Raw genomic sequence first — 26,051 nt, forward strand, 5'->3', positions numbered from 1 at the left:
ATAAAGTCCGGCCGCCTGAAACACATAGCCATAAGCCCGCGCCATTCGCGCATCTTCGGCACTAACCCCGTTCACGGTAATCGTACCACCCGTTGGTTGTTCAAGATCAGCCATGCAGCGCAAAAACGTCGTCTTGCCGCAGCCCGAAGGCCCGATAAAGCTGACGAAATCACCCTTCTCGATATCCAACGACACGTCTTTCAACGCATGAACCGGCCCGTCGTTGGTCTGAAACGTCAACGACAAGTTCTTAGCCGAGATTACAGCGTTCATATCACAGTCCTTCCAGAAGCAAGCGTTGGCTCTCGACGGCCCCCGAATTGCACTTGTTTGTCTTCTTAATTGTCGCCCACCCCAGCCAAGGGGCATTGAAAACCAACGTGGTGTCCAGTCGAAAGTAGTCACACGTCCAAATGAAGGGCCAGCAACCAGACGATAGCCCTTCACATCGGAACCGCGCCAGACTGCTCTCTGTGTGAAACCCCATCAGCGCTGCTTAAATCCCCGCCGGAATATTCAACGGATCGCGTTTGATCATCTTGGGCGCGGTCAGCTCTTTCCACTTGCTCAGCGCTACATTCCCCGATGGGAAAGCAGGCCGCGGTATGAACCGCCCCCGCCCCGGATTGGGCTGCGAATTCTGCCCCCAGGCCCAGATCACCTCGCCCCGGCTCAGCGTATACCGGCTTTGCGCGGTGACATTGAACCCCTCGAAGACATTGTAATCCAACACGGAATGGTGGTTGGCAGGCGAAATCGTCTTGCTGATCTTGGGGTCCCAAACCACGATATCAGCATCCGCCCCCTCAACAATCGCCCCCTTGCGCGGATAGATGTTCAGGATCTTAGCCACGTTGGTACTGGTCGCGGCAACAAATTCATTCGGCGTCAAACGGCCCGTCTCGACCCCTTCCGTCCACAGCACCGCCAGCCGCTCCTCCAGCCCGTTAGATCCGTTCGGAATGATCCGGAAATCATCCTTGCCCGCACGCTTTTGCGCCGTGGAAAACGCTGCGTGGTCCGTAGCAACAACCTGCAACGATCCCGATTGCAAGCCCGCCCACAAACTATCCTGATGGTCCTTGGACCGGAACGGCGGCGACATCACACGCCGCGCGGCATGGTCCCAATCCTTGTTGAAATATTCGGATTCGTCCAAGGTCAGGAACTGGATCAGCGGCTCGCCATACACCCGCATCCCCTTTTGACGCGCGCGCCGGATTGCCTCGTGGGTCTGCTCGCAGGACACATGCACAATATAAAGAGGCACCCCTGCGGCATCAGCAATGGTAATCGCCCGGTTCGCCGCTTCACCTTCCAACTCGGGTGGACGTGAATACGCATGGCCCTCGGGCCCGGTAATTCCCTGATTGAAATATTTCTCCTGCAAAGCAGCAACTAGATCGCCATTCTCGGCATGCACCATCGGCAAGGCACCCAACTCGGCGCACCGCTGGAACGACGCAAACATTTCGTCATCCTCAACCATCAAGGCCCCCTTATAGGCCATGAAGTGCTTGAAGGAATTCACGCCCATGTCGACGGCGTCTTTCATCTCGTCAAAGACATTCTCGTTCCAACCGGTAATCGCCATGTGATACCCGACATCAGAACAAATTTGCGGCGCGGACTTGCGGTGCCATTCGTTGATCGCATTCTTGATTGAACCATCCGCCCCCGGCAGACAAAAATCCACAATCATGGTTGTTCCGCCAACTGCGGCAGCCCAAGTTCCGCTCTCGAATGTCTCTGCCGCCGTGGTGCCCATAAAAGGCATCTCAAGATGCGTATGCGGATCAATACCACCGGGAATGACATAGGCCCCCTCGGCATCAATATATTCATCCCCAACCAGACCCTCACCGATCTGCTTGATGATTTCACCTTCTATCAACACGTCAGCTTTCCAGGTCCGGTCCGCCGTACAAACCATGCCGCCCTTGATTACCTTACTCATCTCGAAACTCCCGTCTGATGTCTTATTCCAAATGGTTCAAAATCCCGGGGGCGTGGGGGCTGGCCCCCACTTTACGCCAACATTGAACCGCCACCTATGTCTGCGTCAAACCGACCCGAAACACCCGAGTGCCGGCCCATGTACCCCAATATCCAAAGGGCCAAAATCGCTCTCGACACATAGGGAAAAATAACCTGCAATCGGCATGTAAACCACGCGGTATGTGCCGTCCCCTCGTGATACCGACCAACATGTTTGCGTTATCCCGCCGCTAAAATTTACCCTGATCTCTCGCGGTGCGCGCAATGTTTTGCGGAAATCCGCGGCCGTCCTGCGAACGACCCTGTCATCACTCAATGCGGCCTCACTCAGTTCGGCCTCGATCAACCCAGTGATCCGATCCGCAATAGAAAGCCCCGCTCCCAACATCACGCACCCCCACAGAATTTTTCAAAAACTCCGATCCGTTTTCTTTCATAGAAAACGGTTGGCCTCACCCGACGATCTCCGCTGTCTCCAACACCGCATGCAGCAGCACATCTGCCCCCGCCTTGGCCCAGTCCTTTGTGATCTCTTCGGCCTCGTTATGGCTTAGACCGTCAACACACGGACACATCACCATCGCAGAAGGTGCCACACGGTTGATCCAACACGCATCATGCCCCGCCCCCGAGATCAGATCCATATGCGAATACCCCAACCTCTCCGCCGCAGCTCTGATGGCGGATACGCAAGCGTCATCAAAGGTGACAGGATCAAAGCCTCCGACTTTCTCGAACACCACATCCAGCCCCATGTCATCCGCGATCTTCTGTGCATCGGCCCGAAATTGCGCTTCCATCTTCTCGATAACAACCAGATCAGGCGATCTGAAATCAACGGTAAACACCACCTTCCCCGGAATCACATTGCGCGAATTCGGGTAGACATCAATGTGACCCGCAGCGCCCACAGCGTGGGGGGCGTGAGACCAAGCGATCTGGTCCACTGCCTCAAGCATACGCGCCATGCCCAACCCGGCGTTCTTGCGCAACGGCATCGGCGTCGACCCTGTATGCGCGTCCTTGCCCGTCACGGTTACCTGGGTCCAAGACAACCCCTGACCATGTGTGACGACGCCGATATCTTTTCCTTCGGCCTCAAGGATCGGCCCTTGTTCGATGTGCAGTTCAAAGAACGCATGCATCTTGCGCGCGCCGACTTTTTCCTCACCCTGCCAGCCGATACGCTTTAGCTCGTCGCCAAAGCTAAGCCCCGCAGAATCGGTCTTGGCATAGGCCCAATCTTGGGTGTGGATGCCCGCGAATACGCCCGAAGACAGCATCGCAGGCGCAAAGCGGGTGCCTTCCTCGTTGGTCCAGTTTGTCACCACGATGGGGTGCTTAGTCCTGATGCCCAAATCATTCATCGTGCGCAGAATTTCCAAGCCCCCAAGGACGCCCAACACGCCGTCATATTTGCCCCCTGTCGGCTGTGTATCTAGGTGCGATCCAACATAGACCGGCAGCGCATCGGGGTCGGAGCCATCGCGCTGTGCAAACATATTGCCCATCTGGTCCAGACCCATCGTGCAGCCCGCATCCTCGCACCACTTCTGAAACAGCGCGCGGCCCTGCGCGTCTTCGTCGGTCAGGGTCTGGCGATTGTTGCCGCCCGCCACACCGGGCCCAATCTGGGCCATCTCCATCAGACTGTCCCACAAGCGGTCGGGGTTGATCTTCAGGTTTTCACCGGGCGCGGCCATAGCTGGATCCTTTGTCTAAGTCGGTCTTGCGGAAAACGTAAAATTTTACCATTTGGTAAATACACGATTACGATTAGGTTGGTATCTGTCAAGAATTGCTTTCGAAAGAATCTGCCTCGCCCCGCAAGAGTGCTGATTTTTCAGGCAACATCAAAAGGAACTGGCACAGATGCCCGATGGTACACAGAAGAAACCCAGCCGCATCCAAAAGCGCAACCGCCGTGTAATCTTGGATGCCGCCTTGGAAGTGTTCTCGAAACAGGGCTACCGGGGGGCGACACTAGACCAGATCGCAGCAGAGGCGGGATTAAGCAAACCCAATATTCTTTATTATTTTCAAGGCAAGGAAGACATTCATCTGACCCTGCTCAGCCAGTTGATGGAGACATGGCTCGACCCTCTGGTCGAACTTGATCCAGACGGCGATCCGCAGACCGAAATTCTGGCCTATGTGCAGCGCAAACTGGATATGGCCCGCGACCTGCCCCGCGAAAGCCGGCTGTTTGCTGGCGAAATCTTGCAAGGGGCACCGCGGATGGGCCCACATTTGGAAAGCGATCTAAAGCCCCTATTTGATGAAAAATGTGCGGTTATTGCAGGCTGGATAGACGCCGGAAAAATTGCACCGCTGGACCCGCACCATCTGATCTTTTCGATCTGGGCCGCCACGCAGCACTATGCCGACTTTGCGGCCCAAGTATCTGTTTTGTTGGGAAAAGGCACCGATCCCCACCAAAAAGCCTCGGACCACCTAAGCGACATGTTCGGCAAGATGCTGCGCCCGTAAAGGATCAGTTAACTAGCCTTTCAGAAAATAGATGTTTTTGATTTCCGATTAACACAGAATGATAATCAGTTACCGCGTGGTGGTGGGCACTGTACTTTGATTTAACGGAGTAAAAAAATGGTTTCTATATCATCTGTCAGCACTCTGCTGCCGCCGCAAACGCCTTTGGCACCGGCCCCAACAGCAACCAGTGTTGCAACACCGACAACAGCCATCCCCCCTACAGCCAGCTCTACTTCAAGCGGAAATGGCGGATCGTCCACCGACAGCGGTGCCGGATCTGGCGGCGGTTCAACCGGCTATACAGCCAGTCAAACCACCGGGGGCCGCATATCAACATCTGACGCGACGGCCAAATCTGTCGTGAACGCGAAAACATCAATAGCGACGGATGCGATGAAAGAAGACTCCGCACGGCGCTATGCCATCAACGCAATGCGAAATGCACGCGTTGATGCGATGGTTGACAGCATCTCGGGCAGCAATCCCCCCGAAGAGGCGGACCCCAAACTCCCCAAAGCTGAAGGCCCGTTGCCTTTGCCGACCGCGGACATTTTGGTGAACCTCAAGAACAGCAAAAAGTCCTGATTTACCCTATTCCGCTGCGGTTGCGGCAGGGTTGTTCGGATGGGTCGTCCAGTTGGCGTACTCCTTTTCAACAACCTTGCCTGTACGCGGATCGGTCGTACCGGGGGCCATCGTTTCCATCGTGATACAGTTCTCGACGGGGCAGACGTTGACACACAGGTTACACGCCACGCATTCCGCATCAATCACCGAAAAAGTGCGATCCTCGGACATGGCAATGGCCTGATGCGAGGTATCTTCGCAGGCCGCAAAGCAGCGCCCGCAGGAAATACACAGGTCCTCGTTGATCTTTGCTTTGGCGACATAGTTCAGGTTCAGCTGGTTCCAGTCGGTCACATTTGGCACCGCCCGGCGGACCAATTGATCGACCGATGTCATCCCCTTGTCGTCCAGATATTCAGACAAGCCGCTGATCATTTCCTGAACGATCTTGAAACCATAGGTCATCACGGCGGTACAAACCTGCACATTCCCAGCCCCAAGCGCCATAAATTCAGCCGCATCGCGCCATGTGGTCACGCCACCGATTCCGCTGATCGGGATTTGTGACAGCGCCGGATCGCGGGCAATTTCGGCCACCATGTTCAACGCAATCGGCTTGACCGCAGGACCGCAATAACCGCCATGCGCACCCTTGCCGTCAATCGTCGGTTCAGGCGCGAACAAATCCAGATCAACCGACGTGATCGAATTGATCGTGTTGATCAAGCTTACCGCATCGGCACCACCGCGCAACGCGGCCTCGGCTGGCTTGCGAATGTCGGCAATGTTCGGCGTCAGCTTCACAATCACGGGCATCCGCGTGCTGGCCTTGACCCAGCGGGTGACCATTTCGATATATTCCGGCACCTGGCCAACGGCTGCGCCCATGCCACGTTCGGACATGCCATGCGGGCAGCCAAAGTTCAGCTCGACCCCGTCTGCGCCGGTTTCCTCGACCAAGGGCAGGATGTATTTCCAAGGCTCTTCTTCGCAGGGCACCATCAGCGACACGACCATGGCGCGGTCGGGATAGTCACGCTTGACCGACTTGATTTCTTGCAGGTTCTGCGCAAGCGGGCGATCGGTGATCAATTCGATGTTGTTGAGGCCTAGTAAACGGCGGTCAGCGCCATAAATCGCGCCATAGCGGGGGCCGTTGACGTTGACCACAGGCGGGTCGATGCCCAGCGTTTTCCATACCACACCGCCCCAGCCTGCCTCAAAGGCGCGGCGAACGTTGTATTCTTTGTCGGTTGGCGGGGCCGAGGCCAGCCAGAAAGGGTTCGGACTTTTGATGCCCACGAAATTGCTTGTCAGATCCGCCATTTGCGTTCTCCCGTCGGGTAGGTTTAACCCACCAATGCCATATGAATATCGACCGCCGCATCGCGCCCTTCGGCCACAGCTGTCACTGTCAGATCGTCGCCGCCGCTGGCGCAATCGCCACCAGCCCAGATCCCATCAACGCTCGTGCGCCCGGTGCCATCGACCTTGATCTTGCGCCCTTCGAGCGTGGGCAATGCGTCGCCCTCCAGGGTTTGACCGATGGCCTTGAACACCTGATCGGCGGCAAGGCGCAGCATCTGGCCCGTGCCTTTCATATCCGCATCGACGTATTCGAATTCGATCTCGCGGACAGCCCCATTGCCATGCACTGCGACAGGCACGGCGTGATTCACAATGCGCACCCCCTTTGAGGCCGCCAAATCCTGTTCAAACACGCTGGCGTTCATCCGGTCACGCCCGCGGCGATAAACCAACGTCACATTCAATGCGCCTAACAGCTTGGCCTGCACAGCAGCATCAATCGCTGTCATGCCACCGCCGATCACAACCACATCGCGCCCGATCGGCACCTGTGCCACATCACCGGCCTGCCGCAGTTCAGCGATGAAATCGACCGCGTCCAGCACGCCTGCCTTGTCTTCACCCGTCGCACCCAAAGCGTTTACACCGCCAAGACCCATACCAAGGAACACCGCGTCGTAATCAGCCTTCAGCCCGCCCAACGTTATATCAGCCCCCAAAGCAGAGCCGTTGTTCAGCGTGATCCCACCGATCTGCATCAGCCAATCCACCTCGGCCTGTGCAAAACCGTCTGGGGTTTTGTAGGCGGCAATCCCATATTCGTTCAGCCCACCGGGCTTGGGCCGTGCATCATGCACCACCACATCATGTCCCAGCATTGCCAAACGATGCGCGCAGGACAGACCCGCAGGGCCAGCGCCCACAACGGCAATACGCTTGCCGGTTGCTTCGGCGCGCTCGAAGGGGTGCTTGCCCTGTTCTTGCAGATGGTCCGTGGCATAGCGCTGTAGTTGGCCAATCTTGACCGGCTTGCCCTCGGCGGCTTCGCGCACGCAGGCCTCTTCGCACAGTTGTTCGGTCGGGCAAACCCGCGCGCACATGCCCCCCATGATGTTCTGGCTCAGGATCGTTTTAGCCGCAGCATCAGGCGTGCCCGTGGCGATCTGGCGGATGAAAAGCGGAATGTCGATGTCTGTCGGACAGGCCGTGATACACGGCGCGTCGTGGCAGAAATAACACCGGTCCGCAGCCACCAGCGCGGCGTGCGGCTCAAGCGGCGGATGCAAATCCGAAAACTGCGCTGCATAGGCATCGGCCTCAAGCCTGCCCGCAGATATTCCCGGTTCAAAGACCTTATGCGACATTGATCAAACCCCTGCTGTCACTTGCTGTTGACAGAACGGTGCAACGGATCAATTTTTTTATCAACTGGTAAAATTATTTCAAACGCATGAAATTTCATGCGCAGATGCCCGCCGATCGGGCGAAACCGGGCAAAAACTCTTGATTTTGGCATAACTGCTGGCATTATTTATGGTGCAACGCGTAAGACTTTCGACCTCTACGGCTTTGGGCCACGGTACGATCAAGTTTTGACCGGGCCACGCTGCCGCATAATGCGGGCAGCCCAAAGACAGGAGAAACGGGTCATGGCGACTGGCACCGTAAAATGGTTCAACACAACAAAAGGCTATGGATTTATCGCGCCTGACGGCGGCGGCAAAGACATTTTTGTTCACATCTCGGCGGTTGAGCGCGCAGGCCTGACGGGTCTGGCAGACAACCAAAAGGTGACGTTCGATATCGAAGCAGGTCGTGATGGCCGCGAATCTGCAGCGAATATCGCGCTGGCCTGACAGGCCATCCAGATTAATCGGAAATGCGGGCGCTTCGGTGCCCGCTTTTTAATCAGCTTTGATCTCTGAAATCAAGTCAAGCACCTTGGGCCCCATCGCCGAGACGATTTTGCTCACCCCTTGCTTGTTCGGATGCACGCCGTCCGGCTGAAAGAACTCCTGCGCGTCTGACAGTTGCGGCAACACGCCATCGATGGACAGGCCCGCGAAAAAGCTGGCCAGAAATCCAGTGCCGTATTGGTTCGCCAGCTCAGGATAGATCGCATCAAACGATGCTTTGTATTCGGGACCGTAGTTGCCCGGTGCATTCATACCCACCAACAAAACCTCGACATCGGCATCTTGCGCTGCTTCCAGAATTCCGTCGATATTGGCGCGGCTGACCGTCGGGTCCAGCCCGCGCAGCAGGTCATTACCGCCCAGTGCGACGATCATGCCATCAACCTCGGGGGTCATTGTCCACGCAACGCGCGACAGCCCGCCTGCCGTCGTATCCCCCGACACACCGGCGTTGATCAGCTGTACATCGGCACCGTTCTCTTGCAGCCAAGCTTGTAGCTGCGGCACCAACCCGTCTTCGGCGGGCAACCCATAGCCCTGCGTCAGACTGTCGCCCAATGCTGCTATAACAAGAGGCTCTGCCAGCGCAGGCCCTGCTAAAATAACAACAATCCCGGTCATAACCTTGCGCATCATCATGAATACTCCATATCCAACAGGGTCCGTATATCAAAAGGCAGCCCTATGACCGACCCGGTGTTCCAACTTCAAGATGCGTCCCTGAAACTGAATGGCAATGCCGGACAGGTCGAAATCCTACATGGGATCACATTGAACGTTGCACAAGGCGAAACCGTTGCCTTTACGGGGCCATCGGGGTCGGGCAAGTCATCGCTGTTGATGGTCATGGGCGGGCTCGAGAAAGCGACAGGCGGCAGCGTGCGCGCCCTTGGCCAAGACCTGACCGCAATGACCGAAGACGGGTTGGCCAAGTTCCGGCGCGGGCGCATGGGGATCGTGTTCCAGTCGTTCCACCTGATCCCCACGATGACCGCGCTTGAAAACGTCGCAACCCCGCTTGAGCTGAACGGCGTTGCAGACGCATTCGACCGCGCCAAGGCCGAACTGCACGCAGTGGGTCTTGGCCACCGCCTGAACCATTATCCTGCGCAGATGTCTGGGGGCGAACAGCAGCGCGTTGCCCTTGCCCGTGCGTCGGCCCCGCGTCCCGCGATTTTGCTGGCCGATGAACCGACAGGCAATCTGGACAGCACCAACGGTGCCGCCATCATGGAACTGCTGTTTGATCTGCGCGAACAGCACGGGGCGACGCTGGTGCTGGTCACCCATGCTGACGATCTGGCTGCGCGCTGTGACCGGGTCGTCACCCTGACGGACGGGCGCATCGTATGAGCCTGAAACTAGCGAGCCGCTTTGCCCGCCGTGAAATGCGCGGTGGCCTGCGGGGGTTTCGATTGTTTCTGGCGTGTCTTGCCCTTGGGGTGGCCGCGATTGCCGCTGTGGGCTCCGTGCGCTCTGCCATCGAAGGGGGGTTGCAACGCGAAGGGGCGGCCCTGCTCGGCGGCGCGGCCGAGCTTGATTTCACCTATCGGTTTGCCACGCAGGAAGAACGCGCCTGGATTGATGCCCAAGCCGCCCAAGTGTCCGAGATCGTTGAATTCAGGTCGATGGCCGTGGTTGGCGACGGTGCTGCAGCAGATCGCGCTCTGACCCAGATCAAGGGCGTAGACGACCTGTATCCGTTGATCGGCACCATGGCGCTGGAACCGGAAATGCCGCTGGATCAAGCGCTTGCAACATCGGACGGCTTGTCCGGCGCGGTGATGGAACGCGCCTTGTCCGACCGGTTGGGCCTGTCGCCCGGCGACGTTTTCAAGCTGGGCACCAAAGAATTCCGCCTGACCGCGTTGATCCTGCGCGAACCTGACAGTGCTGCCAGCGGCTTTGCCCTTGGGCCGCGCACCTTGCTGCGCACCGACAGCCTTGAAGGAGCTGGCCTGCTAAGTCCCGGCACACTTTATAACTCAAAATATCGCCTTGTTCTGCCGCCGGAAACCGACCTTGACCAGTTAAAAACCGCAGCCCAAACACAGTTCAAGGACAGCGGCATGCGGTGGACAGATGCCCGCAACGGCGCGCCCGGCGTGTCGCGTTTTGTCGAACGGCTTAGCGCGTTTCTGGTGCTGGTGGGGCTGTCCGGTCTGGCCGTGGGCGGGGTCGGCGTATCGGCAGCAGTGCGGTCATATCTGAACGGCAAAACCGAAGTTATCGCGATCCTGCGCGCCCTTGGGGCAGATCGTGCAACGATATTTCAGACCTATTTCATCCAGATCGGTCTGCTGTCGCTGCTTGGAGTGTTCATCGGTGTGGTTCTGGGGGCAATCGCCCCGCTGGTATTTGCACCGCTGATTTCGGCGCGCCTGCCGATCCCTGCGGCCTTTGCCGTCTATCCCGGCCCCTTGGCCGAGGCGGCGATTTACGGGTTGCTGACAGCCTTTGCCTTTACACTTTGGCCCCTTGCGCGCAGTGAAAACATCCGCGCAGCGACCCTGTTTCGCGATGCCTGGGACGGGGCCGCGCGGTTCCCGGCCCCACGCTATATCGCTGTGATCATGCTGACTGTCGCGCTGCTGATCGGGCTTGCGGGGTGGTTCAACGGCAGCTGGATGCTGACGCTATGGACACTGGGTGGCATCGCTGGTGCCTTGCTGATCCTGACCCTTGCCGCGTCCCTTGTCCGCTGGCTTGCACAGCGCGCTTCGCTTCTGGCGCGCGGGCGTCCTCGGGTCCGGTGGGCGTTGACCGCGATTGGCGGCAATGGCGAGGGTGCCAGCGCCGTGGTCTTGTCGCTGGGGCTGGGGCTGTCGGTACTGGCAGCGGTCGGTCAAATCGACGGTAATCTGCGGCAGGCAATTTCGGGCAACTTGCCTGCGGTGGCCCCGTCCTATTTCTTTGTCGATATCCAGAAAGACCAGATCGACGGCTATACCAAGCGCCTTGAGGACGACCCCGCCGTGCGCCGTATTGACAGCGCGCCGATGCTGCGCGGTGTCGTGACCGAACTCAACGGTCGCCCCGCCAAGGACGTTGCAGGCGATCACTGGGTCGTGCGCGGCGATCGTGGCGTGACATACGCCGCCACCCCCGGCGATGACGCGATTATCACCGCCGGTGAATGGTGGGCCGAAGACTATGACGGTCCGCCCCTGATCAGTTTCGCCGCCGAAGAGGCCGAGGAAATCGGGCTGGTTCTGGGTGACACCCTGACCATCAACGTGCTGGGGCGCGACATCACCGGAACCATCGCCAGCTTTCAAGAGGTGGATTTTTCCACCGCTGGCATTGGCTTTATCCTGACGATGAACCCCTCGGCGCTGAGCGGTGCACCGCATACGTTCATTTCCACCGTCTATGCCGACGCCAATGCCGAAGCTGCCATTCTGCGCGATCTTGCCACCGCTTATCCCAACATCACCGCCATTAGGGTGCGTGACGCGATCGACCGCGTCGCAGCAGTGCTCAGCGGGCTTGCCGCTGCGGTGTCTTATGGTGCTGCCGCGACCTTGTTGACAGGGTTTCTGGTTCTCATCGGGGCGGCCGCTGCGGGGGCCGATGCACGCCGCTATGAGGCTGCTTTGCTAAAGACCCTTGGCGCGTCACGCCGCGCCATCGCCAGCAGCTTTCTGCTTCGCGCCGCGCTATTGGGTCTGTTTGCAGCGGCGGTTGCTTTGCTGGCTGGTATCTTGGGCGGGTGGGCTGTCAGTCGCTTTGTGATGGAAACCAGCTTTAGCGTTGTCTGGCCATCCGCAATCCTTATCATCATCGGCGGCGCTTTGGCGTCGGTACTGGCATCGCTTGGCTTTGCTGTCAAAGCGCTGAATGCCAGACCTGCCCAAGTGCTTCGTGCCCGCGAATAAGATGCGATATCTATGCCTGAAAGGAACGTAAGACCATGACCGACAACCTGCCCGCCCCGCTGCCGCCAGCGTTGACAACGGCCCAGCAGGCGCATGTCATCAATATCTTGCGCCGTGCATCCCGCGCCGAGGTAATGCCACGGTTCCGCAATCTGGCTGCATCTGACATCGCCGCCAAATCCGGGCCGAACGATCTGGTCACCGCCGCCGATCTTGCCGCCGAGGCGATGATCACCCGTGCGCTGCGCCAGCTGTTCCCCTCGGCGTTGATCGTGGGCGAAGAAGCGGTGGCGTCTGATCCATCGCTGCCAGACAAGATCGCTGACGCCCCTTTGGCGTTTCTGATCGACCCGGTGGACGGCACGTGGAATTTTGCACATGGGTTGTCGATGTTCGGGATGATTTTATGTGTCACCCGATTTGGCAAACCCGCATTCGGCGTGATCTATGACCCGACCAATGACGACTGGGTCATTGCCGACAGCGAAAGCCCCGCCCGCCTTGAGGGGCCCTTGAAAGCGCCGCGTGATCTGCGTGTCAGCATGGGTAAACCGATTGAAACCATGTCAGGCTACATCCCACTGGGCGTCTTCCCCATGGACCAGCGCATCAAATTGGCCGCGACCCTGCCGGGCTTTGGTCGGGTGAATTCACTGCGCTGTTCAGCCCATGAGTACCGGATGGTGGCGCAGGGCAATACAGATTTCGTGCTCAGCGGGTCCTTGCACCCTTGGGACCATGCAGCAGGCGCGCTCATTTGTGCGCAGGCTGGCGGTCACGTAGAGATGCTATCGGGTGGTCCCTATGATGCGACGCTGAAAAACGGGTATCTTCTGGCGGCACCCGACAAGACCACATGGAACAGGCTTAGAAAAGTGTTCAGCTTTTTGGTAGAGTAAGTCGCGCGCAGGTTACCCCGCGCGCGCCATCTTATTCAGCCGCTTCAGCATAATCCGACATCGGCGGGCAGGTGCAGATCAGGTTGCGGTCACCATGCACATTGTCCACGCGGTTCACAGGTGGCCAGTATTTATCGACGCGGAACGCACCGGGGGGGAAACACCCCTGCTCGCGGCTGTAAGGTCGGTTCCAATCGCCCACCAGATCCTCGACCGTGTGGGGCGCGTTTTTCAAGGCGTTGTTTTCGCGCGGCATATCGCCGTTCTCAATCGCACGGATTTCTTCGCGGATCGCCAACATCGCATCACAGAAACGGTCCAGCTCGGCTTTGGTCTCGGATTCAGTTGGCTCGACCATCAGCGTGCCAGCGACAGGAAAGCTCATCGTGGGGGCGTGGAAACCCGCATCAATCAGGCGCTTGGCAACATCGTCGACCGTCACGCCTGCGCTTTCCTCGAACGGACGCACGTCAAAGATACATTCGTGCGCAACCCGCCCTGTCGGCCCTTTGTAGAGAACATCATAAGCCCCCTCAAGCCGCTTGGCGATGTAGTTGGCGTTCAGGATCGCCACCCGCGTCGCCTGCGTCAGCCCGTCACCGCCCATCATCAGGCAATAGGACCACGATATCGGCAGCAATGACGGCGACCCGTATGGGGCCGCTGAAACCGCCCCTTCGCCGCCGTTGGGATGACCCGGCACATGCGGGATCAGGTGCGATTTGACACCAATCGGCCCCATGCCGGGGCCACCGCCGCCATGCGGAATGCAGAACGTCTTGTGCAGGTTCAGGTGGCTGACGTCGCCACCCACATCGCCGGGCCGGGCAAGCCCCACCATCGCGTTCATATTGGCCCCATCGATATAGACCTGACCGCCATGATCGTGGGTGATGCGTGTCACCTCGGTCACTGTTTCTTCGAACACGCCATGGGTCGACGGATAGGTAATCATACAACCGGCAAGGTTTTCGCTGTGCTTTTCAGCCTTCTCGCGGAAGTCCTCCAGATCGATATCCCCGTTGGCGGCGGATTTGATCACGACAACCTTCCAACCGACCATATTGGCGCTGGCGGGGTTAGTGCCATGCGCAGACATCGGGATCAGACAGATGTTGCGATGCCCCTGCCCGTTGGCGCGATGATAGGCAGCAATCGCCAGCAGCCCCGCATATTCCCCCTGCGCGCCCGAATTGGGCTGCATTGAAATCGCGTCATAACCGGTGATATCACACAGCTTGGCCGACAGATCGTCGATCATATGCTTGTACCCAAGCGCCTGATCTTGCGGCACAAACGGGTGGATCATCGAAAACTCACGCCAACTGACCGGCATCATTTCCGCGGCCGAGTTCAGCTTCATCGTGCACGACCCCAGCGGGATCATCGCGCGGTCCAGCGCCAGATCGCGGTCGGCAAGGCGACGCATATAGCGCATCATCTCGGTCTCGGCACGATTCATGTGAAAGATCGGATGGGTCAGATATTGGCTTTCGCGCAACATTTCCTCGGGGAACCTATACTGCGCTTCGAATTTCTCGTCCGTGCGCAGAATGCCAAACGCACGCCAGACCGCTTCGGTGGTCGCAGACACGCTGCGTTCGTCCAGCGTGATACCAACACGGGTTTCACCAACACGGCGCAGGTTGATGCCTTCGTCGACGGCGGATTTCATCACGGCGGCCTGCAACGGGCCGACATCAACGGTGATTGTATCAAAGAACGCCTGCGGATCGACCTTGAACCCCGCGTCCTCCAGTCCGTTTGCCAGCCGCACAGTCTTGCGGTGGATCCGCTGCGCGATGGCCTTCAACCCTTCTGGCCCGTGGAACACGGCGTACATCGACGCCATCACCGCCAGCAATGCCTGCGCGGTACAAACGTTCGAGGTCGCCTTTTCACGTCGGATATGTTGCTCGCGGGTTTGCAGCGACAGCCGGTAGGCTCGGTTGCCATGTGCATCAATCGACACACCCACAATCCGCCCCGGCATCGCGCGTTTGTAGGCGTCCTTGCACGCCATATAGGCGGCGTGTGGCCCACCGTACCCTTCGGGCACGCCAAACCGCTGGGTTGATCCAACGGCAATATCCGCCCCCATCGCACCGGGTTCTTTCAGCAAAGTCAGCGCCATCGGGTCAGCGGTCACAACGCCCAAAGCGCCCGCATCGTGCAATGCGGCGATATGCGATGTGAAATCACGCACATGCCCATAGGTGCCGGGATACTGGAACAACGCGCCGAATACTGTGCTTGCGTCCATCTTGTCCGGGTCCCCGATGATCACCTCGATGTCCAAGGGAGCGGCGCGAGTCTGGATCACCGCAATGTTCTGCGGATGGCAATCGCGGTCTACAAAAAACGCCTTGGCCTTCGACTTTGCCACCCGCATCGCCATAGTCATCGCCTCGGCACAGGCTGTCGCCTCGTCCAGCAAGGACGCATTCGCAATCTCAAGCCCGGTCAAATCGCTGATCATGGTCTGGAAATTCAACAACGCCTCAAGCCGGCCTTGGCTGATCTCGGGCTGATAGGGCGTGTAGGCCGTGTACCATGCGGGGTTCTCAAAGATATTGCGCTGGATCGCGGGCGGCGTGACCGTCCCGTGATACCCCTGCCCGATCAAGGATGTCAGCACCTTGTTCTTGCCCGCCACCACGCGCATGTGCTCCAGCACTTCGCGCTCCGACATCGGCTTGCCGAAATCCAACGGTTCTTTCTGCCTGATCTTGGCGGGCATCGTATCGTCAATCAACGCGGCAAGGCTTTGCGCCCCCACAGTCTTGAGCATATCCGACATTTCCGCCGGAGACGGTCCGATATGTCTGCGGTTGGCAAAATCATACGGCAAATACTCGGTTGGCTTGAAAACCATGGCGCAACGCCCCTCATTCCAAATGGTCTAAAATCCCCGCCGGAGGCTCCGACGGGGGCAACTCGGTTTACCCGATAAATTTTTGATAGGCGGCTTCATCCATGAACTCGTCCATCTGACTTGGGTCAGAGGCTTTCATCTTGAAAAACCAGGCCTCGCCCTGCGGGTCATCGTTCACCATCGCCGGATTGTCGGTCAGGGTGCTGTTCACCTCGATGATTTCACCATCAATCGGGGCCAGAATGTCCGATGCTGCCTTGACGGATTCAATCACGACAACCTCGTCATCCTTGCTGACGACCGTGCCTTCGGATGGCAGTTCGACAAACACTACATCGCCCAACTGTTCGGCGGCGTGAATGGTAATGCCTACCGTGATTTCATCGCCTTCAACGCGCAGCCATTCATGCTCTTCGGTAAATTTCATCTGTTCGTTCCTTGTTGATTATCGCTTAAAATTCGCCGCCACAAAGGGCAGCTTGGCCACACGCACAGGCAACCGCTTGCCGCGGACTTCGCCCCACAGCGCGGTATCCACGCTGGCATATTCATTACCGACATAGCCCATGGCAACAGGCCCGCCCACGGTCGGTCCAAAACTGCCCGAGGTCACACTGCCCACCAGACGTCCCCCGTCTTCGGCATCATAAAGCTGCGTGCCCTCGCGCATCGGTGCGCGTCCTTCGGGGGCCAGCCCGACACGCTTGCGCGCGACGCCGTCCTCGAACGCCGCTTGCACCGCATCGGCACCCGGATAGCCGCCTTCACGGGCACCCCCAACACGGCGCACCTTCTGGATGGCCCAGCTTAGATTTGCCTCGACCGGGTTGGTCTGCGCGTCAATGTCATTGCCATACAGGCACAGGCCAGCCTCAAGCCGCAGGGAATCCCGTGCCCCCAAACCGATGGCCTCAACGCCGTCCATCGCCAGCAACTTGCGCGCGAGGGTTTCGGCATCTGCATCAGGGACAGAAATCTCGAACCCGTCTTCACCGGTATAGCCAGACCGCGACGCCCACACTGCAATCCCGTCCAAATTTAACGTGCCGAAGTCCATAAACCGCATGTCCGCCGCTGCCGGATCAAGCAAAGCCACTGTCGCTGCGGCGCTCGGCCCTTGCACCGCGATCAAGGCGCGGTCGCTGATCGGTGTCACCGTGACATCGGGTTCAAGTGCAGATTTCATCCGTGCGATATCCGCGCCTTTGCAGGCTGCGTTCACCACAACGAACAAGTCATCACCGCGTCGCGCGAACATCAGATCGTCTTCAATCCCGCCAGCGTCATTGATGAACAAGCCATAGCGTTGCCGCCCGTCGGCCAGCCCAAGTACATCCATCGGTACCAGCGTCTCGAACGCAGTCGCGACCGCGTCCCATGATTCACCCGACAGCATCACCTGCCCCATGTGGCTGACGTCAAACAGGCCGGCGTGGCTGCGGGTGTGAAGGTGTTCTTTCATCACGCCCATCGGAAATTGCACGGGCATCGAATATCCGGCAAAGGGCACCATCTTGCCGCCCAATTCCAGATGCAGATCGTATAGCGGGGTTTGGTGCAAATCGCTCATGGTCGCAGGCTCTTTCTTTTTCTATCCAGAAGGCCATGGACCAAACTGGCATTCAGCAGGCCGCAGAAATGCAACCGACAAAATGCCCCCTCTGTCCTTTCGCCTGAGATCGTTATCCCTTCGGCGGGTGCATGTGGCACCACTCTCCAGAGTGTTTCGGTCCCGCAACGGTCCATTGGCCTGAGAGTTTCCGGGGCGGTTGCTCCTTCGGCACCGGGTTTCCCCAGTTCTCCCGTTACGGTGCCTCTTGCTATGCCGGATCATATCGCAGCGTCAAGCAAAGTCATACAAACGTCCAAGATAGTTTCCGCAATGCCAATCGTTTGGGCACCAGTGAAAGCCGATGGACATCACAATCACCATCAGCGAAAACAATCAGCATGGCACCCTATTTTTTCGGCTACGGCAGCCTTGTGAACCGCAACACCCATACCTACCCCGACGCACGGACAGCGCAACTGCACGGCTGGCGGCGGGTTTGGGTACGGACGGCCCGACGTGACGTGGTTTTTCTGAGCGTTGAACCCGCCCCCGACACGACAATCGAAGGTCTGATCGCTGCGGTACCAGACGCAGACTGGGGTGCCCTTGATGCGCGCGAATTCGGCTATGACCGGATCAGTTCAGGCACCGCCGTCCTGCATGATGTGATGCCCGCCCCCGACATGGCGCATTATTCGATTGCCCCCCGACACCAGAAACCGGGCGGCGATCATACCATTCTGCTAAGCTATCTGGATGTCGTGGTTCAGGGGTTTCTGCGTGAATATGGCGTCGATGGCGTGACGCGGTTTTTCGATACCACGCACGGCTGGGATACACCGCTGCGCAATGACCGTGCCGAACCGCTTTACCCCAGACACCAGCCGCTGACCCGACAGGAAAGAACGCTGGTTGATGACAACCTCGACCGTTTAGCGGCGCAGGTGCAATAGCGTCATCAAACGGCCCTCGCGGCCAAAGACCTCGGGCCGCGGCCCCTTTGGCCGCCCACCTTGTGCGATCATGCGTTGTGCCAGCACCCAGGCCAGTGCGCCAAACAGCACGCCCGCCGCCGCCTGCCCGATCAGCACACCCGGCGCACCGAACAGGACGCTACCCAACCACACCAAAGGGATCATTCCAATGGTGTTGCGGCCCCAGTTGGTGAAAGTCGAATAATAGGGGTGCCCCATATTGTTGAATGCCGCATTCGACACGAACAACACGCCGTTAAAGAAAAACGCCAGCGACAGCGGCCCACAGAACAGAAAAATCAGCGTCATCGTGATACCATCCGCATCGAACAACGCTGCCAATGACCCACGCATCGCAAACAAGGCCGCCGAAATCGTGACGATGACAACCGCAGCAAACAGGATGCCAGCATTATAGGTCCGCTTGACCCGCCCGACATCACCTGCGCCGAAATTCTGCCCAATGATCGGCCCCACGGCCCCCGACAACGCAAAGATCACCGCAAAGGCCACCGGCATCATCCGGCTGACAATCGCCATTCCCGCCACGGCATCTTCGCCGTAAGCTGCCATGGCGCGCGTGACATAGGCCTGCCCCACTGGCGTCGCGACCTGCGTCAAGATCGCAGGCACTGCAATCGCCAACACAGGAAACAGATCGCGCCACATGCCGCCCAGCCTTGGCCGCGCGATCCCGCCATAATGGCGCACAATCGGCATCAACGCAGTATAGGCGATCACCACCCGCGCCACAAAAGACGCCAGTGCAGCACCAGTCAGATCAAGGTCAAAACCAAAGATCAGGATCGGATCAAGGATCGCATTTACGATCCCGCCCGCAATCGTCGCCATCATAGCGCGGCGCGCATCCCCGTGGGCGCGCAAAATCGCGCTGCCCATCATGCCCAACATCAAGAACGGCACTGACGGCACCACGATCCGCAAGAAATGTACAGCCAGATCCGCCGTCTCTCCCTGTGCGCCGACCAGATGCACCAACGGGTCCAACGCCAGAAACACCAGCACGGCAAACACCACGCCAAAAATCGCGCCATAGCACAACGCATGGGTCGTCCGCTCGCGCGCCAACACCATGTCGTCCTGCCCCAACGCCCGCGCGACCAAAGCGCCCGCCGCAATCCCCAGACCAATCCCGAAAGACGTCGTGAAAAACAAGATCGCGCCAGCATAGCCGACAGCCGCCGCCAATTCCGCCTTGCCCAACATCGAGATGAAAATCATGTCAACAAAATCGACCAGAAACACCGCAACCAGCCCCACCGAAGCCATGAGAGACATGGTCGCCACGTGACCAAACAGGTTGCCAGACAAAAATTTGGCGCGCCCGTCAGCCATGACAAGCGCGCCTTTTGTTGTTTTCTTCCGGCTTCATTTTGCCAAATAAACTCTCGCCGAAGGCTTCCGAACTTGCGTCCAGATGCCCTCGCCAGATCATCCCCGCGCCTTCACAACTTGCAAAAGCGGCAACACGGCGGCCATCTCTGGCCCGCGCGCTTGTCCCGTCAGCGCCAAACGCAGCGGCATGAACAATGTCTTGCCCTTGCGTCCTGTCTTTTCCTTAACTTCCGTGGTCCATGTGCCCCACGTCGTCTCGTCAAATTCACCATCCGGCAGCATCGCCATCGCTTCGGCGATAAATTCTTTATCCTCGTCCGCAATCACAGGCTCGGCCCCTTGGCTGAACATGTCCCACCAGCCTTGAAGGTCTTGCAACGTAGTGATGTTTTCTCGGGTAACCTTCCAGAACAGCGCCGCTTTGTCGTCCGGTACGCCGATCGCTGCGATGTCAGCCGCGACGGCCTCAAGCGGCAGGGTCTGCAAATAACGGGCGGTCATCGGGAACAGGTCCTCGACGTCGAATTTTGTCGGGGCTGAACTGAAATGACTGATGTCGAACCCGTCGATCAACTCTTCCATGTTCGTGCGCAGCTCGACCGGGTCCGACGACCCGATCCGCGCCAGAACACTCAGCAACGCAAAAGGCTGAACGCCACGCGCGCGCAGATCGCGCAGGGCCAACACGCCCAAACGTTTGGACAGGGCTTCGCCTTTCGGCCCGGTCAGCAGCGAATGGTGTGCAAAGGTTGGCACGGTGCCGCCAAGCGCTTGCATGATCTGGATCTGCGTCGCTGTGTTGGTCACGTGGTCCGACCCGCGCACCACATTGGTCACGCCCATTTCGGTATCATCAACGACCGACGCCAGCGTGTACAAAATCTGCCCGTCAGCACGGATCAGCACAGGGTCAGAAACAGACGCCGCATCAATAGATATATCGCCCAGAATGCCGTCATTCCATTCGATACGTTCCTGATCCAGCTTAAAACGCCAGACACCGGGGCCACGCTCTTCGCGCAGTTTGTTCTTTTCTTCTTCGGTCAGGTTCAGCGCCGCGCGGTCATAGACCGGCGGTTTGCCCATGTTCAGTTGTTTCTTGCGCTTCAGGTCCAGTTCCGTGGGCGTTTCCCACGCTTCATAGAACCGGCCCATTTCGCGCAGCTTGTCCGCCGCGGCGCGGTATTTATCCAACCGTTCGGACTGGCGTTCAACGCGGTCCCATTTCAGACCCAGCCATGTCAGGTCTTCTTTCAGCCCCTCGACATATTCTTCCTTGCTGCGGATCGGATCGGTGTCGTCGATGCGCAGGATAAACTCACCGCCATTCTTGCGGGCAATCAGATAGTTCATCAGCGCTGTGCGCAGGTTGCCGACGTGGATATAACCGGTGGGGGATGGGGCAAAGCGGGTGATGGTCATTAGGTTCTCCTGTTGGCCGCTGGCTTGTCACAGCGCGGCCTGATTGTCCAGAAAATGAGGTCGCGTTCAGCTTGGATCGCGCCAGCGGTTCACAATGGGATAGCGGCGGTCCAGCCAGAACGCGCCCTTGGTCAGGCGGGGGCCGGGGGCGGACTGGAACCGCTTGTATTCGCTGATGTAGATCAGGTGTTCGACCTTCTTTGCCACATCACGGTCAAAGCCCGCCGCGACGCAATCGGCAATCGATCCGTCCTGATCCACCAGAATATCCAACATGGCATCCAGATCGGGGTAATCCGGCAGGCTGTCGCTGTCCTTTTGATCTTCGCGCAATTCCGCTGTTGGCGGTTTGTCGATGATGCGCGGCGTGATAACTTCGCCCGCTGGCCCCATCATCCAGTCGCGGTGATTGTCATTGCGCCAGCGGCAGGCCTCGAACACGCGGGTTTTATACAGGTCCTTGATCGGGTTATAGCCGCCTGCCATATCGCCATAGATCGTGGCATAGCCCACCGCGACCTCTGATTTATTGCCAGTGGTCAGCAGCATTTCACCGAATTTATTGCTCATCGCCATCAACAGCAAACCGCGCAGGCGCGACTGGATGTTTTCCTCGGTCAGGTCTGGTTTGGTACCCTCGAACAGCGGGGCCAGCGTGTCGGTAATCGCAGCGCGGCCCGGCTTGATCGGCACATAGTCATAGCGACAGCCCAGCGCCTTGGCGACGGCCTCGGCATCGTCCAGCGATGCCTGCGAGGTATATTCAGACGGTAGCATAACACAGCGCACATTGTCAGCGCCCAGCGCATCGACGGCGATCGCCGCAACAATCGCCGAATCGATCCCGCCAGACAGGCCCAACAGAACCTTCTTGAAACCGGTCTTGCGCATGTAATCGCGCAAGCCCAGCACCATGACGCGGTAATCCTGCTCGTATTCAGACGGCAAATGCGCCTTGGGGCCATCGACAATGCGCCAGCCGTCTGGCCCCTGCTCAAGGTCAACATGCGCGATTTCAGCGTCGAATGTCGGCATCTGGAACGCCAGTTTACCACCGGGGTTCAGACCAAAGCTGGCCCCGTCAAATATCTGGTCATCCTGCCCGCCGACCATGTTCAGATAAATCAGCGGCAACTCAGTCTCGACCACACGGGCGACCATATTGTTCAACCGCGTATCAAACTTGCCGCGATAATAAGGCGACCCGTTAGGGACCAGCAGGAATTCAGCGCCCGTTTCGGCCAAAGTTTCGGCGACATCAGGGTGCCAGGCATCCTCGCAAATCGGGCTGCCAATGCGGGTATTACCCACGGAATACGGCCCGCCCAACGGCCCGCTGTCAAAGATGCGAACCTCGTCGAACACGGTTTCATTCGGCAGATTATGTTTCAGGACGCGACTGGCAATCTTACCGCCCTTGAGGATCAGGTAAGCGTTGTACAACTCTGCCCCCTCGACCCAAGGCGCACCGATGGCCAAGGCAGGGCCGTCAGCACAATCCGCGGCCAGCGCGTCAATATGGGTCATCACATCCAGTTGGAATGCGCGCTTCATCACCAGATCTTGCGCGTTGTAGCCGGTGATAAACATCTCGGGCAGCGCAACCAGATCGGCACCTGCGGCTTTGCCCTTGGCCCATGCGTCGCGGGCAAGGTCGGCATTTCCGGCCAGATCCCCAACGGTTGGGTTCAGCTGGCCCAGCGTGATGCGAAAACGCGATGTCATACGGCGATCCTTCGATAACTTGCGCCACGATGTAGCAGATCACGCGCCAAGGGAAAGGCCAAGCACCGCTTGGGCGCGCAAAAGACGATTGCCCCGCTGATGCCCATTGCATAGTCTGCCAGTTAACAAATGCGCCAGCCGCAGCTTGGCCACCCCCCAGTTGAAAGCAGTGACATGTCCCGATTGCCCCTTGCCCCTTTGATCTTTTGCCTCAGCCTGCTGCCCCTGCCCGCCTTGGCGCAAAACGCAGATGTCCTAAGCAAGCAGTACGACGATGGCGGCATTTACGAGGGCACCTTTCGCGGTGGGGTCCAGCATGGCACGGGCACATACACACTGCCCAACGGCTATGAATATACCGGCGAATGGGTCGACGGCGAAATCAAGGGACAAGGCATAGCGCGCTTTCCCAACGGCTCGGTCTACGAGGGCAGCTTTTCCAAAGGCAAGCCCGATGGCTTTGGCCTGATCACCTTTGCTGATGGCGGCACCTATGAAGGCGAATGGCAGGCGGGGTCCATCATGGGTCAGGGCATCGCGCTTTATGCCAATGGCGTCCGCTACGAGGGTGCGTTTCGCAACGCCCAGCACCACGGCAAAGGCGTCATGCAGTCGCCCGGTGGGTATGAATACCAAGGCGACTGGGTGGATGGCGTCAAACAGGGCGTCGGGAAAATCACCTACCCCGATGGTGCCGTCTATGATGGCGAGATACAAGATGGCCAGCGCAGCGGAACAGGCACCTTAACCATGCCGGATAGCCTTACCTATGTCGGCATGTGGACCGATGGCCAGATCGACGGCACTGGCACCCTGACCCAACCCAACGGCGACATCTACGAGGGCGATCTTGTTTCAGGGCAACGCATGGGCACGGGCAAAGTCACCTATGCCAACGGCGACACCTACGAGGGTCAGTTCAAGGATGACCGCCGCGATGGTCAGGGCACATTCACCGGCACCGACGGCTATGTCTACTCGGGCTCTTGGGTCGCGGGCCAGATCGAAGGCGAAGGTCAGGTGACCTATCCCGATGGTTCAATCTACGTGGGTTCGTTCCGCGATGATCTGGCCGACGGTCAGGGCAAGATCACTTATCCCGACGGCTCCACCTACGAAGGCGCATGGGCGGTCGGTGTCATCGACGGCATCGGCACCGCAACATATCCCAACGGCGTGGTCTATGAGGGTGAATTCAAGAACGCCCGCAATGACGGCCAAGGGGTCATGACCTATGCCGATGGCTACCGCTACGAGGGCGAATGGAAAGACGGCCAGCGCCATGGCACCGGCACCGCGACCTATCCCGACGGCACCGTCTATACCGGCAATTTCACCAACGGCCAGCGTGACGGCACCGGCAAGATCACGATGGCGGACGGCTTTACATACGAAGGCGAATGGGCAGCCGGCGTGATCTCGGGCACAGGCATCGCGACTTATGCCAACGGCGATGTCTACGAGGGCACATTCCAGGACGGCAAACGCCAAGGCACCGGCACCATGCGCTATGGCACCGGCGAAGAAGCGTCAGGTAACTGGGTCAACGGCGCGTTCTCAGAATGATCGCCGTTATCTTCGAGGTGTTCCCCCACCCCGACAAACGCGACGCCTATCTCGAGATGGGAGCCAAGATGCGCCCGCTGGTGGACCAGATCGACGGATTTCTGTCTGTCGAACGGTTTCAATCCCTGACCAACCCGGACAAGCTCTTGTCGATATCCTTTTTCCGGGACGAAACTGCCTTGGACGAATGGCGCAGGCTGACTGCCCATCGCGGGGCACAAAAGGCTGGTCGCGAAGATTACTTTCAGGACTACCGTATTCGCATCGCCCATGTCATGCGCGACTACGGCATGTTTGAACGCGACGAAGTCCCCAAAGACAGCCGCGCTCTCCACGATCCGGACTAAGCGCGACGGGTCCCCCCCTTCTCTGGCTCTTAAATATCCCCCGCGCGGAGCGCATAAAATCTCTTCCGGAACATCATCAGCCTAAATCACATCCCCCGCGTCCAACCGCGCGAGCAAAGCATCCCCTTCAGCCAAAACTGTTTCACGCTTGTCCGCATCCATTCGGTCCCACGTGCGGTACATATTTCCCATCCGGGCGTTACCCGAAAACCGATCCCGGTGTCGGTCCAGAAAATGCCAATACAACAAGTTGAACGGACAGGCTTTTTCACCCGTCTTGGCGCTGACCGAATAGTGGCACGCCTTACAGTGATCCGACATCCGGTTGATATATGCCCCCGACGACACATAAGGTTTTGACGCGATGACACCGCCATCGGCAAACTGGCTCATCCCGACCGTATTGGGGGCCTCGACCCATTCAAACGCGTCAGCGTAAACCGCCAGATACCATTCATGCACCTGATGCGGATCAATGCCTGCCAGCAACGCAAAATTCCCCGTCACCATCAGGCGCTGGATATGGTGCGCATAGGCCTGTTCCCTTGTCTGCGCCACAGCCTTTGACACGCAGTTCATGCGGGTTTCACCGCCCCAGTAGAACCATGGCAAGTCACGCGTGTGACCCAACACATTACGCTGCGTGTATTCTGGACCCTCAAGAAAATAGATGCCGCGCACATATTCGCGCCAGCCGATGATCTGCCGGATAAACCCTTCGACGGCATTGATTGGTGCGTCCCCCTTGGCATAGGCCTCCGCTGCAGCCTCGCAAATCTCAAGAGAACCAAGCAGGCCGATGTTCAGATAGGGCGAGATTACCGCGTGATACAGGAACTGGTGATCGTTCAACATCGCGTCTTGATAATCCCCAAAGCGCGGCAACGCCTGAGCGATAAAATGGTCCAGCGCCTGCAATGCCTCGGCGTGTGTCGTGGCAAACCAGAACGGCTCAAGATCGCCAAAACTATCCCCGAAACGCGCCGCCACCAGATCCAGAACCTCGCGGGTGGTATCATCGGGCTCGAACCGCAAAGGGCCATCTACTGTCACATCAGCGGGGGCTGCCTTGCGGTTATCATGGTCGAAATTCCACTTGTCACCAGCGGGTTTATCGCCCTCCATCAACAGTCCGGTTTTGCGCCGCATCTCGCGATAGAAATACTCCATCCGCA

Annotated in this window: 22 protein-coding genes and 1 riboswitch; of the genes, 9 read left to right on the forward strand and 13 right to left on the reverse strand. The window is 58.5% G+C overall.

Annotated features, from left to right (window positions below):
* The 3 genes from ABYT07_RS06665 to ABYT07_RS06675 all read right to left on the reverse strand — a co-directional run.
* On the reverse strand, positions 1–273 hold a 273-nt coding region (locus ABYT07_RS06665), incomplete at its 3' end, for an ATP-binding cassette domain-containing protein (protein WP_372990294.1).
* Between the two features lie 223 nt (positions 274–496).
* Complete coding sequence (gene hydA, locus ABYT07_RS06670) at positions 497–1,957, reverse strand: dihydropyrimidinase (protein WP_372990296.1); 1,461 nt, start codon at positions 1,955–1,957, stop codon at positions 497–499.
* A 493-nt stretch (positions 1,958–2,450) separates the two neighbouring features.
* The gene (locus ABYT07_RS06675) at positions 2,451–3,701 is read right to left on the reverse strand and encodes a Zn-dependent hydrolase (RefSeq protein ID WP_372990298.1); all 1,251 of its coding nucleotides are present in this window, start codon (positions 3,699–3,701) and stop codon (positions 2,451–2,453) included.
* Between the two features lie 169 nt (positions 3,702–3,870).
* Here ABYT07_RS06675 and ABYT07_RS06680 point away from each other — a divergent pair, with 169 nt between their 5' ends.
* Entirely contained in the window at positions 3,871–4,488 is a 618-nt protein-coding gene (locus ABYT07_RS06680; RefSeq protein ID WP_372990299.1) for a TetR family transcriptional regulator C-terminal domain-containing protein, read from the forward strand.
* Between the two features lie 117 nt (positions 4,489–4,605).
* On the forward strand, positions 4,606–5,076 hold the full coding sequence (locus tag ABYT07_RS06685; protein ID WP_372990301.1) for a hypothetical protein: 471 nt from the start codon (positions 4,606–4,608) through the stop codon (positions 5,074–5,076).
* Between the two features lie 6 nt (positions 5,077–5,082).
* Here the strand turns inward: ABYT07_RS06685 and preA are convergent, their stop codons facing one another.
* Entirely contained in the window at positions 5,083–6,384 is a 1,302-nt protein-coding gene (gene preA, locus ABYT07_RS06690; RefSeq protein ID WP_372990302.1) for an NAD-dependent dihydropyrimidine dehydrogenase subunit PreA, read from the reverse strand.
* A gap of 23 nt (positions 6,385–6,407) precedes the next feature.
* On the reverse strand, positions 6,408–7,730 hold the full coding sequence (locus ABYT07_RS06695; protein ID WP_372990304.1) for an NAD(P)-dependent oxidoreductase: 1,323 nt from the start codon (positions 7,728–7,730) through the stop codon (positions 6,408–6,410).
* A gap of 285 nt (positions 7,731–8,015) precedes the next feature.
* On the opposite strand from ABYT07_RS06695, the gene ABYT07_RS06700 reads away from it, so the two are divergent.
* Positions 8,016–8,222 (forward strand): cold-shock protein, encoded by a 207-nt coding sequence (locus tag ABYT07_RS06700; RefSeq protein ID WP_138663098.1) that lies wholly within the window; start codon positions 8,016–8,018, stop codon positions 8,220–8,222.
* A 48-nt stretch (positions 8,223–8,270) separates the two neighbouring features.
* Here the strand turns inward: ABYT07_RS06700 and ABYT07_RS06705 are convergent, their stop codons facing one another.
* Positions 8,271–8,918, reverse strand: a complete 648-nt coding sequence (locus ABYT07_RS06705) for an arylesterase (protein ID WP_372990306.1) — start codon at positions 8,916–8,918, stop codon at positions 8,271–8,273.
* Between the two features lie 48 nt (positions 8,919–8,966).
* Between ABYT07_RS06705 and ABYT07_RS06710 the strand changes: the two genes are divergently transcribed.
* Genes ABYT07_RS06710 through ABYT07_RS06720 form a run of 3 tightly spaced genes read left to right on the forward strand, consistent with a single transcriptional unit; the run spans position 8,967 to position 13,059 of the window.
* Positions 8,967–9,635 carry an ABC transporter ATP-binding protein gene (locus tag ABYT07_RS06710; protein ID WP_372990308.1) on the forward strand — a complete coding sequence of 223 codons (669 nt, stop codon included), beginning with the start codon at positions 8,967–8,969 and terminating at the stop codon, positions 9,633–9,635.
* The gene (locus tag ABYT07_RS06715; protein WP_372990309.1) at positions 9,632–12,160 is read left to right on the forward strand and encodes an ABC transporter permease; all 2,529 of its coding nucleotides are present in this window, start codon (positions 9,632–9,634) and stop codon (positions 12,158–12,160) included. The genes ABYT07_RS06710 and ABYT07_RS06715 overlap by 4 nt, the downstream gene beginning before the upstream one ends.
* 35 nt (positions 12,161–12,195) lie before the next feature.
* A complete protein-coding gene (locus tag ABYT07_RS06720) occupies positions 12,196–13,059 on the forward strand; it encodes an inositol monophosphatase (protein ID WP_372990311.1) in 864 nt (287 codons plus the stop codon).
* A 31-nt stretch (positions 13,060–13,090) separates the two neighbouring features.
* Here ABYT07_RS06720 and gcvP read toward each other — a convergent pair whose 3' ends face one another.
* The 3 genes from gcvP to gcvT form a co-directional block, all read right to left on the reverse strand.
* Positions 13,091–15,934 (reverse strand): aminomethyl-transferring glycine dehydrogenase, encoded by a 2,844-nt coding sequence (gcvP, locus tag ABYT07_RS06725; protein WP_372990312.1) that lies wholly within the window; start codon positions 15,932–15,934, stop codon positions 13,091–13,093.
* 67 nt (positions 15,935–16,001) lie between these two features.
* Positions 16,002–16,361, reverse strand: coding sequence for a glycine cleavage system protein GcvH (gene gcvH / locus ABYT07_RS06730; RefSeq protein WP_372990314.1), 360 nt, complete (start codon positions 16,359–16,361; stop codon positions 16,002–16,004).
* A gap of 18 nt (positions 16,362–16,379) precedes the next feature.
* Positions 16,380–17,504, reverse strand: coding sequence for a glycine cleavage system aminomethyltransferase GcvT (gene gcvT / locus ABYT07_RS06735; RefSeq protein ID WP_372990315.1), 1,125 nt, complete (start codon positions 17,502–17,504; stop codon positions 16,380–16,382).
* A gap of 158 nt (positions 17,505–17,662) precedes the next feature.
* Positions 17,663–17,749: riboswitch (glycine riboswitch) on the reverse strand.
* 135 nt (positions 17,750–17,884) lie between these two features.
* Here gcvT and ABYT07_RS06740 point away from each other — a divergent pair.
* Positions 17,885–18,439, forward strand: a complete 555-nt coding sequence (locus ABYT07_RS06740) for a gamma-glutamylcyclotransferase family protein (protein ID WP_372990316.1) — start codon at positions 17,885–17,887, stop codon at positions 18,437–18,439.
* Here the strand turns inward: ABYT07_RS06740 and ABYT07_RS06745 are convergent.
* The 3 genes from ABYT07_RS06745 to ABYT07_RS06755 form a co-directional block, all read right to left on the reverse strand.
* Entirely contained in the window at positions 18,419–19,816 is a 1,398-nt protein-coding gene (locus ABYT07_RS06745; RefSeq protein ID WP_372990317.1) for an MATE family efflux transporter, read from the reverse strand. The two genes, ABYT07_RS06740 and ABYT07_RS06745, sit on opposite strands and share 21 nt — an antisense overlap.
* Before the next feature lie 96 nt (positions 19,817–19,912).
* Positions 19,913–21,238, reverse strand: a complete 1,326-nt coding sequence (gene gltX / locus ABYT07_RS06750) for a glutamate--tRNA ligase (protein WP_372990318.1) — start codon at positions 21,236–21,238, stop codon at positions 19,913–19,915.
* A gap of 66 nt (positions 21,239–21,304) precedes the next feature.
* Entirely contained in the window at positions 21,305–22,963 is a 1,659-nt protein-coding gene (locus tag ABYT07_RS06755) for an NAD+ synthase (RefSeq protein WP_372990319.1), read from the reverse strand.
* Between the two features lie 174 nt (positions 22,964–23,137).
* Here ABYT07_RS06755 and ABYT07_RS06760 point away from each other — a divergent pair, with 174 nt between their 5' ends.
* Complete coding sequence (locus tag ABYT07_RS06760; protein WP_372990321.1) at positions 23,138–24,529, forward strand: MORN repeat-containing protein; 1,392 nt, start codon at positions 23,138–23,140, stop codon at positions 24,527–24,529.
* The gene (locus tag ABYT07_RS06765; protein WP_372990323.1) at positions 24,526–24,876 is read left to right on the forward strand and encodes an antibiotic biosynthesis monooxygenase; all 351 of its coding nucleotides are present in this window, start codon (positions 24,526–24,528) and stop codon (positions 24,874–24,876) included. Before ABYT07_RS06760 ends, ABYT07_RS06765 begins: the two co-directional genes overlap by 4 nt.
* Before the next feature lie 81 nt (positions 24,877–24,957).
* Here ABYT07_RS06765 and ABYT07_RS06770 read toward each other — a convergent pair.
* Positions 24,958–26,051 (reverse strand): cryptochrome/photolyase family protein (locus ABYT07_RS06770; RefSeq protein ID WP_372990324.1); only part of this gene is annotated, 1,094 nt, incomplete at its 5' end.

The sequence above is a fragment of the Sulfitobacter sp. genome, from assembly GCF_041552635.1.
Taxonomy (GTDB): Bacteria; Pseudomonadota; Alphaproteobacteria; order Rhodobacterales; family Rhodobacteraceae; genus Sulfitobacter.

Bases quoted from the DNA above. Each gene is read 5' to 3' on its own strand.
- hydA (WP_372990296.1), bottom strand. From the start codon at position 1,957: ATGAGTAAGGTAATCAAGGGCGGCATGGTTTGTACGGCGGACCGGACC.
- ABYT07_RS06675 (WP_372990298.1), bottom strand. From the start codon at position 3,701: ATGGCCGCGCCCGGTGAAAACCTGAAGATCAACCCCGACCGCTTGTGG.
- ABYT07_RS06680 (WP_372990299.1), top strand. From the start codon at position 3,871: ATGCCCGATGGTACACAGAAGAAACCCAGCCGCATCCAAAAGCGCAAC.
- ABYT07_RS06685 (WP_372990301.1), top strand. From the start codon at position 4,606: ATGGTTTCTATATCATCTGTCAGCACTCTGCTGCCGCCGCAAACGCCT.
- preA (WP_372990302.1), bottom strand. From the start codon at position 6,384: ATGGCGGATCTGACAAGCAATTTCGTGGGCATCAAAAGTCCGAACCCT.
- ABYT07_RS06695 (WP_372990304.1), bottom strand. From the start codon at position 7,730: ATGTCGCATAAGGTCTTTGAACCGGGAATATCTGCGGGCAGGCTTGAG.
- ABYT07_RS06700 (WP_138663098.1), top strand. From the start codon at position 8,016: ATGGCGACTGGCACCGTAAAATGGTTCAACACAACAAAAGGCTATGGA.
- ABYT07_RS06705 (WP_372990306.1), bottom strand. From the start codon at position 8,918: ATGATGCGCAAGGTTATGACCGGGATTGTTGTTATTTTAGCAGGGCCT.
- ABYT07_RS06710 (WP_372990308.1), top strand. From the start codon at position 8,967: ATGACCGACCCGGTGTTCCAACTTCAAGATGCGTCCCTGAAACTGAAT.
- ABYT07_RS06715 (WP_372990309.1), top strand. From the start codon at position 9,632: ATGAGCCTGAAACTAGCGAGCCGCTTTGCCCGCCGTGAAATGCGCGGT.
- ABYT07_RS06720 (WP_372990311.1), top strand. From the start codon at position 12,196: ATGACCGACAACCTGCCCGCCCCGCTGCCGCCAGCGTTGACAACGGCC.
- gcvP (WP_372990312.1), bottom strand. From the start codon at position 15,934: ATGGTTTTCAAGCCAACCGAGTATTTGCCGTATGATTTTGCCAACCGC.
- gcvH (WP_372990314.1), bottom strand. From the start codon at position 16,361: ATGAAATTTACCGAAGAGCATGAATGGCTGCGCGTTGAAGGCGATGAA.
- gcvT (WP_372990315.1), bottom strand. From the start codon at position 17,504: ATGAGCGATTTGCACCAAACCCCGCTATACGATCTGCATCTGGAATTG.
- ABYT07_RS06740 (WP_372990316.1), top strand. From the start codon at position 17,885: ATGGCACCCTATTTTTTCGGCTACGGCAGCCTTGTGAACCGCAACACC.
- ABYT07_RS06745 (WP_372990317.1), bottom strand. From the start codon at position 19,816: ATGGCTGACGGGCGCGCCAAATTTTTGTCTGGCAACCTGTTTGGTCAC.
- gltX (WP_372990318.1), bottom strand. From the start codon at position 21,238: ATGACCATCACCCGCTTTGCCCCATCCCCCACCGGTTATATCCACGTC.
- ABYT07_RS06755 (WP_372990319.1), bottom strand. From the start codon at position 22,963: ATGACATCGCGTTTTCGCATCACGCTGGGCCAGCTGAACCCAACCGTT.
- ABYT07_RS06760 (WP_372990321.1), top strand. From the start codon at position 23,138: ATGTCCCGATTGCCCCTTGCCCCTTTGATCTTTTGCCTCAGCCTGCTG.
- ABYT07_RS06765 (WP_372990323.1), top strand. From the start codon at position 24,526: ATGATCGCCGTTATCTTCGAGGTGTTCCCCCACCCCGACAAACGCGAC.